Genomic DNA, 7,702 nt, shown 5'->3' on the forward strand with positions numbered 1-7,702 from the left:
AGGTCCAGGAAGCGCGCGTTCGATAGCGAGCTGGTCGCCGGCATCCCTCAAGCGCTTATATCCGCGGAGCGCCGCGACTGTCGTTCTGACCAGGTCGGACTGTGCGTGGTAACGAATGAGTATAGCAAGCAAAAATCGATCAGTATTGTCGCCGTCATCACGCTGTAAGCCCAGCCGTTCTGCACGAGATCGAGCTCGATCAACACCCGTGACAGACCGAATCCCACGATCCAAGCATCAAAGCTCATGCAAATGCGTCGAAACATCTCCGGATCAAGCCGCCGAATGACGTAGGATCCCAGCGGGATGCCGAGCAAAACACTGGGTATAAAGGCATAAAGCAGGCTGCCGCTTTCGGAAATGAAAAGGCCGAGCTTGTAGTAGACAAAGGCAGTTGCGCTCGATTCCACTACGCGAACCAGGGCAAGACCGGCGCGAAATTCGTTTTTGACGAGGCCCTGGTTGTTAAACAGCATGGCCAAAGGCGGGCCGGAGATAGTCGTCACCGAATAGAGGATGCCCAGCATCGACCCGAATGGCAGACCGATCAGCCAGCTCGCTTCGATAGGGCGGCGCCAGCCCGCGGCTTGCAACAAGATCAGGGGCAAAATGATCGTGTACGTGGCGAATTTGATCCAGCCCGGCTGCAGTGAGGCCAACGCATAGCCCCCGAGCGCAATGCCTGGCAAGAGCCCAAGCAAGATGGGAAACACTCGTCTCCAAACCGCCGGCACACCCTTCAGATTGATGAAGAGGACGTAAACGTTGACGAAGACTTCGATGATAACAATGGCCGGGTTGAGAATGCGATTGGGGTAGAAAACCAGCGCAAGGGGTACAGTGAGCGACGAAAAACCGTAGCCAATGGCTCCATTTACAAAGGCCGCAAAACAAGTTGTTGCGGCCAAAAATAGCATAGCACCATCAAACTCAGGCATTTACTTAACCTTCCTAGTCCGGAGCGCGTCCGATCACACGTCAGCGAATCAGACGTGGACATTGGTCATCAGGATTGCGGCAGATTCCGCCCTCGCTTCGCAGCTCCGGCGACCTTCACATTGGTTTTTGGCCGTGGCCAAGCGCGCTAGTTTCTCTTATTATCGACTTCGGTTGTATGAAGCTGCGTTGTACTTCCCCTACCCGACCGCGATCACTCAGCTAATACGTGTCAGTCTATTTTTCGGCTTGTCGATCGCTGGTTTTCGTATCGAAGCCATGACTGCGGCGGTCGTAGATGCGAGGGGCTCCTGACGACCAGTTCCGAACGGTCCCCAGTGGACTTGAACTGTCGGCAACTAAACCCTAAGGTCGTTGCAACCCAGAGGTCGTCGTTTTCAACTAGCAATGCGAGGCGCTCAGACGGGAGTAAAGCAATTCGCTCCAGAGACGTTGGGATAATAGCAACATCACCTTTTCAGCGTTGACAAGTTCTTCGCCGGCCGCCTGACGCTCGCCAAGCTGGGCAGCATGTGGCGACGATCTCGTTACGCGAAAAGCATGAGGCCGTCCCAGGCTCTATCGCTGACCACACCGGCATCATGAAGCGGCCGCATTTTTGGCAGTGTGCAGCCCTTCTCCTCGGGCAAACGATGGGTCAAAACAGGCGCAGCAGTTGGACATCATCCTTGTACCCTCGTGAATTTCGAGTCGATAAAATCACCGCGGTCGGCGAACAACGCCCTATCCGGAGCAGCAATCGAGCGAACGCGGATTGATTAGTCGTTACTATTTGGCCAGCTGGACATCAGCAGCGCCGGTGAGTTCAACCTCTGTGCCGTTCTTCCCGTGACCGGCGCTCGCGTCGGCTCGGTGATCGGACGCGATTGCGACATAGACCGCCGGCAGCACGAAGAGAGTGAAGAGCGTGCCGATAGACATGCCAGCGACGAGCACCAGCCCGATCGAAAAGCGACTCGCGGCGCCAGCTCCCGTTGCGGTCAACAAGGGTATGAGGCCCGTGACCATCGCCGCCGTCGTCATCAAGATTGGACGCAACCGGACGCGCGCCGCCATCTCTATAGCCGAGCGACGGTCAAGTCGCTCCTTGAGCTGCAGTTCATTGGCGAACTCAACCATCAAGATGCCATGCTTGGAAATCAACCCGACCAGCGTTAGCAGTCCGACCTGGGTGTAGATGTTGATCGTCGCCCAGCCCAAAAATAGCGGTATCAGGGCGCCGACGATTGCCATCGGCACGCTGATCATAATAACGAGGGGATCGCGCAGACTTTCGAACTGCGCCGCAAGCACCAAGAATATGACGATAAGGGCAAACGCGAAGGTAATGGCCAGTTGGTTACCCTCGTGCACATATTGCCGGGCGTCGGCAAGGAAGTCGTGGCTGAAGCCTGCGGGCAGTTTCTTTGCCTGCGCTTCCAGGAAGTCCACGGCCTGACCGATCGTAACGCCGGGCATCGGCACGGCTTGAAAGGTCGCGCAGTTGAGCTGGTTGTAGTGCGTGAGTGCGTTCGGATCAGTCGCAGTCTCCACCGAGACTACGGTAGACAGCGGAAGCATCGAACCTTTCGCGGTCTTCACATAATAGTTTCCGATCGCTTCCGGGGCCAGGCGTTGCTCGCGGGGCACCTGCGGAATCACTTGGTACGAACGGCCTTGCAGATTGAAGTGATTGACGTAGTTTCCGCCAAGTAGGGTGGCGAGCGCATTACCAATATTCTGCATGGTGATGCCAAGATCGTTGGCCTTCGATCGATCGACCTTGATTCGTACCACGGGCTGATTGAACTCGAGGTCAGAATCGCTGACCATGAACAGACCGCTTTTGCGCGCGGCATCCTTCAGGTTCGACATCTGCTCATAGACGGATTGGAAACCTAGCGTCGAATTGATCACCATCTGCACTGGTAGCCCGTCCGTGCCTCCCGGAAGCGAAGGCAGGCTAAACGCAAATGCGTTAATACCTTCGATTTTGGACAGCTCGACCTGGACAAGGGACTTTAGCGCGATCGATGACCGCTTGCGCTCATCCCAAGGCTTGAGCAACATGCCGGCCATCCCTCCCCGCGAGCCGCTAGTGCCGTTGAGCACGAAGCTCAAATCGGTCTCGGGAAACTTCTGAAACGCCTTTTCGAGCTTGGCGCCGTAATAGTTGAGGTAGTCGATGTTGGCGTATTTCGGCGCTTTGGTTAGCGCGAATACAATCCCTTGATCTTCCTCCGGCGCGAGTTCCTTGGAAGTGTGCATATAGAGAAAACCGACGAGACCCAGCATGGTCAGGGCGAACAGCCCGGTAATCGGACGATAGTCGAGCGAGCGGTCGAGCTTGCGTCCGTACCAGCGTGTCGTGGCGCCAAACACGCGGTTCACAACTCTTGCAAACCGCCCCTCCTCAGCGCTCTTCAGGCAGACCGAGCACATCATCGGCGACAGCGTCAAAGCGATCACGCCCGACACGATCACCGCCCCCGCCAGCGTAAACGCGAACTCGCGGAACAGCGCGCCGGTGACGCCCCCGAGAAAACCGATGGGCGCGTATACGGCGGCCAACGTAATCGTCATGGAGACGACGGGGCCCACGATCTCGCGCGCGCCTCTCGCAGCAGCCTGGAGGGGCGGCGCACCTTCTTCCAGATGGCGATGAACGTTCTCCACCACGACGATCGCGTCGTCGACCACGAGACCGATCGCGAGTACCATCGCAAGGAGGGTAAGGAGATTGAATGAGAATCCCAGCGCCAGCATCATGCTGCAGACACCGATGAGCGACAACGGAATGGTAACGACGGGAATGATGACCGACCGCAGCGAGGCCAGGAATAGAAAGATGACCACCACCACTATCACGACGGCCTCAATGAGCGTCTTCTCCACTTCATCGATCGACGATTGAATGAATTTGGTGGAATCGTAGGCCACTTTCATCTTCAGTGCCGGCGGCAGGTTGCGTTCCATTTCTGGAAACAGCGCCCGAACACCTCGCACTATGTTTAGCGGATTGCCCTGCGGGCTCGCCTGGACACCGATGAAGACCGCGTGCTCGCCGTTCATGGAGACGCTGACGTCTGTGGTCTGCGCGGCAAGCTCGACTGCCGCAATGTCCTCCATGCGTACAAAGCCGCCGTCATTCGCTTTGACGACCATGCGCTTGAAGTCATCGACACTCCGCAGGTCGGTGTTTGTCGTGACGTCGGAGATAGTGAAATAGCCCTTGGTCTGACCGGACGCGGCCTGGAAGTTGTTGGCAGCGATTGCAGCCGAAACATCTGCCGGCGACACGCCGTGCCCCGCCATTTTCGCAGCATCGAGCCATAGCCGCATCGCAAAACTTTGGCTGCCCAGGATGTCAGCCGCCGCAACGCCGTCGACGGTCGACAAAACCGGTTGCACGACGCGCGAGAGATAGTCCGAGATCGCGCTGGCCGTCAGTTCCTCGCTGGAGAAGGCGATGTACATGACAGCGGTAGCCTGACCGCTTGACTTAGTGACGATCGGATCGTTCGATTCTTTCGGGATTAACGATTTGACTGAATTGACCTTAGACAGCACCTCGGTGAGTGCCTCGTTGGGATCGAAATTGAGCTTGATGTAGACTTGGATCGTCGACGCACCGAGCACAGATGAGGAAGTGACATAGTCGACGCCCTCTGCGGAAGCGACCGCCTGCTCCAGAGGAGTGGTGATGAACCCCTGGATCATGTCGGCGGAGGCGCCAGGATAGGAGGTCGTGATATTGACGACCGTGTTAGACAGTTTGGGATACTGCCGGATTGGCAGAACAGCGGCCGCGCGAAGGCCGATCAGCAAGATCAGTAGACTGACGACGATAGATAAAACCGGACGCTTGATGAAAAGCTCTGTAAATGTCATCTCGACTCGCATTCAAAGAGGGTGACGCAAACTCGCTAGCGAGTCGCGCGACAGCCATCGTTATTAAAGCGGCAACTGCGGCCAGGCCCCTGCTATAAGCGAAACTGAAGTGGCCGCTCTAAAGACTCGTATGTTCCCAAGCAGAGGCTCAGCCTTCCGCTTCTTCCATTCTCGCTGCTTATGATGAACGCCGACCCCGCTTGGCTGAGTGCGATCTCGAATAGGGAGCGCCTTCGCAAGATAAGACCCAAGTCCTTTTTGCGCGTAATCAGCCTGAGGTCCGCCTCAGGATGTGGAGGTGGGCTCACGTGCTTCCATTTACTCGTGCTCAAGTCTGAATGGAGCGCAAAACCGTCTAGGTGAATCGCGTCAGTTCAAGGCTTCGACCCGTTCGATCGAATGATTCAGCTTTGAAATCGAAAGTATGGACAACCTGGCAGATGCTCAACTCTACAAAGGTAAGCGGGTGATATCGCATGGGCTACAAAGCCTATACCAAGGTTTGTTCTCGGTCCGACTCAAACTTCCACAGTATTCCCCCAGGCGGGTCGGGCGACGGTCCCGTCTTGTACGCGGCCTCGTGCCACTCAAGCTTCTTCTTGGGCTTTCTCATCATCCTTAGGTCGGCTCGGAAGCGATCGACTGCGCCACTCGTTTTGCTCGAGGCGGGATGCAAATCTCATCTCGAAGGACCTAATCCGCCCACACGATCGGGTTGTAAAAGCCGACATGCACAGAATTGACTCAGAGAGTCCGCGTGCAGGCGATATGCTCACGCATCATTGAGAGCTTTGCGCTGGACGGCAATGAATGTGGCGACATTTATGTTGGCCGGCGTACGGGTGACGAGATGTTCTACGCCGGCAAGGTCGACCACGGCTTCGACAAGGCCTCGGCCACCGATCTCCACAAACTACTGACGCCGCTGATCCGCAAGACCCAGGCCCACACCAAACGCATCGAGCATGAGGCGATCTAGGTTGCGCCGAAGCTGTTCGTCGAAATCGAGTAATCTTGTCAACTGCCGAAGGTAAGGGGCGACATTCAGCTCTTTCATGGTGTCGGGGAGGATCCATCATTACCTCACCGCGCTGCAGCTTCTGCAATGATACCCGCTGGCTCCGGGAGGTGAATCCGGCTCAGCCATACAAAGACCACACGCCTGCATGCGCTTCGCACTGTCAGGATGCCGCGTCCGGTCTGTTGCAAACCCGACGATCACGGCTTTGTCCCGCCCTCGCCGCAAGAATTCAAGCCGGATCTGTATCGGCGCTAGGGCGCCTACTCATAATTCGCCGTGTTCGCTTTACCACTAAAACCAGTCATCGCCGGGCGACCAGGGCATGTCGGTGATGGGCGATGAGGCGACATCGCGAGCTATTTTTGATTTTGACGCGACGAACTTCTACGAATTTCTTTAAACATGCGTATTCAGATTGGTACGTTGCTTGCTTTGTTCAGGACCTCATCATCCACGATTATCTTCTGAGCGGACCTGCGTCGCTGCAAATGCAAAGTCAGCCCGGAGATCGCCGTGCGGCGAAACTATGGAACCGATGTAGACCGGGGTGTCGGTCTAAATAGCAGACTGCAGCGCAAAGGTGGCGATGCTGAACTGCCAGTCGAGGGGAGCCGTTGCAAAGGCCGTCGTGACTTCTGGTAAGTCCATCGTTGTACACGATAACGCCATTGACCCCGTCATTTCACGCGCACGACCTCATTAAACTTCACGTCTGATTCTGATCTAGAATGATGAGGTAGAACATGCAAAGGCGTGGCGCGGTGGTCGACCAGCCACTGAAATGAAATCAGGTCGTTCTTTAGTGCGTCAGAAGGGACCTGATTCGTTCTCACGATGAACCGTAGTTTGCTTCCGGAGCGTAGCTGAGGAGATTGGGGCGCAATGACGTGTATTGTTGGACTGGTTAATAAAGGCACTGTTTACATCGGTGGCGATAGCGCCGGTTTGGACTCGAACTACTCTCTCGTCGTCCGCAACGACAGGAAGGTATTCCGGAGCGGTGATTTCGTCATGGGCTTTACCAGCTCATTCCGGATGGGACAGCTTTTGGCGTTTGGCTTCCATCCTAACAGGCCGCGCGTGGGTGTCGATGTGATGACTTACATGGTCACCGACTTCATCGACGCCGTGAGAGCTCGAATGAAGTATGGCGGCTTTGCTAGGACGAGGGATTCTGCTGAATACGGCGGGACGTTCCTTGTCGGCTACGCCGCCCGGCTGTTCCATATCTCGGACGATTACCAGGTTGGAGAATCGGTCCATGGGTTCGATGCGTGCGGATGCGGTAATGCGATAGCGCTCGGCTCGCTGAGATCAACACGCGACTGGAATGACCCCAAAGCACGCCTCCTTGAAGCTTTGGGCGCCGCCGAGACGTTCAGCGCGGGTGTCCGCGGGCCGTTCTATTTAGAGCATACGGATTGCACAAATAATTGAACGATCCTTATCGTCCTCAGTCTATCCGACGACAGAGCTGGCCCCGCAAATTCGGACAGTAGCTTGAGTGGATTTTCTGCCTGACAGCGGCGAGGATTCTTGCTGCGAATCAGGAGCGAAGATGACGAAGAAGAGCCGCCGGACGCATTCTCCGGCATTCAAGGCGAAGGTTGCTTTGGCTGCGGTCAAAGGAGACAAGACACTGGCGGAGCTGGCGCAACTGTTTGATGTTCATCCGAACCAGATCACGATCTGGAAAAACCAGCTCCTGGAAGGCGCCGCCGGCGTGTTTGGGCATGACAAGACATCGGCCGAGACGCCGGTCGATTTGAAGGCGTTACATGCCAAGATCGGCGAGCTGGCGTTGGAAAACGATTTTTTGTCCGGCGCGCTCACCAAGGCGGGCCTGCTGAGCGC

General features: G+C 56.3%; 4 protein-coding genes and 1 pseudogene. 3 read left to right on the top strand and 2 right to left on the bottom strand.

Features of this window, described 5'->3' with window-relative positions; genetic code table 11:
• Positions 1–47: 47 nt before the first annotated feature.
• Both QJT82_RS41530 and QJT82_RS41535 read right to left on the bottom strand, forming a co-directional pair.
• Positions 48–938 carry a sulfite exporter TauE/SafE family protein gene (locus QJT82_RS41530; RefSeq protein WP_016848000.1) on the bottom strand — a complete coding sequence of 297 codons (891 nt, stop codon included), beginning with the start codon at positions 936–938 and terminating at the stop codon, positions 48–50.
• 787 nt (positions 939–1,725) lie between these two features.
• A complete protein-coding gene (locus tag QJT82_RS41535; protein ID WP_028343460.1) occupies positions 1,726–4,827 on the bottom strand; it encodes a multidrug efflux RND transporter permease subunit in 3,102 nt (1,033 codons plus the stop codon).
• A gap of 757 nt (positions 4,828–5,584) precedes the next feature.
• On the opposite strand from QJT82_RS41535, the gene QJT82_RS41540 reads away from it, so the two are divergent.
• From QJT82_RS41540 to QJT82_RS41550, 3 genes and pseudogenes are all read left to right on the top strand, one after another.
• Positions 5,585–5,806: a hypothetical protein gene (locus QJT82_RS41540; RefSeq protein WP_028343459.1), complete on the top strand. Its 222-nt coding sequence runs from the start codon at positions 5,585–5,587 to the stop codon at positions 5,804–5,806.
• Between the two features lie 924 nt (positions 5,807–6,730).
• Complete coding sequence (locus QJT82_RS41545) at positions 6,731–7,285, top strand: hypothetical protein (RefSeq protein ID WP_016848004.1); 555 nt, start codon at positions 6,731–6,733, stop codon at positions 7,283–7,285.
• Between the two features lie 121 nt (positions 7,286–7,406).
• Positions 7,407–7,702: pseudogene (locus tag QJT82_RS41550) on the top strand (transposase); the annotation flags it as partial.

Origin of the sequence: Bradyrhizobium sp. Mp19 (genome assembly GCF_029952935.1) — a bacterium.
Classification (GTDB): Bacteria; Pseudomonadota; Alphaproteobacteria; order Rhizobiales; family Xanthobacteraceae; genus Bradyrhizobium; species Bradyrhizobium elkanii.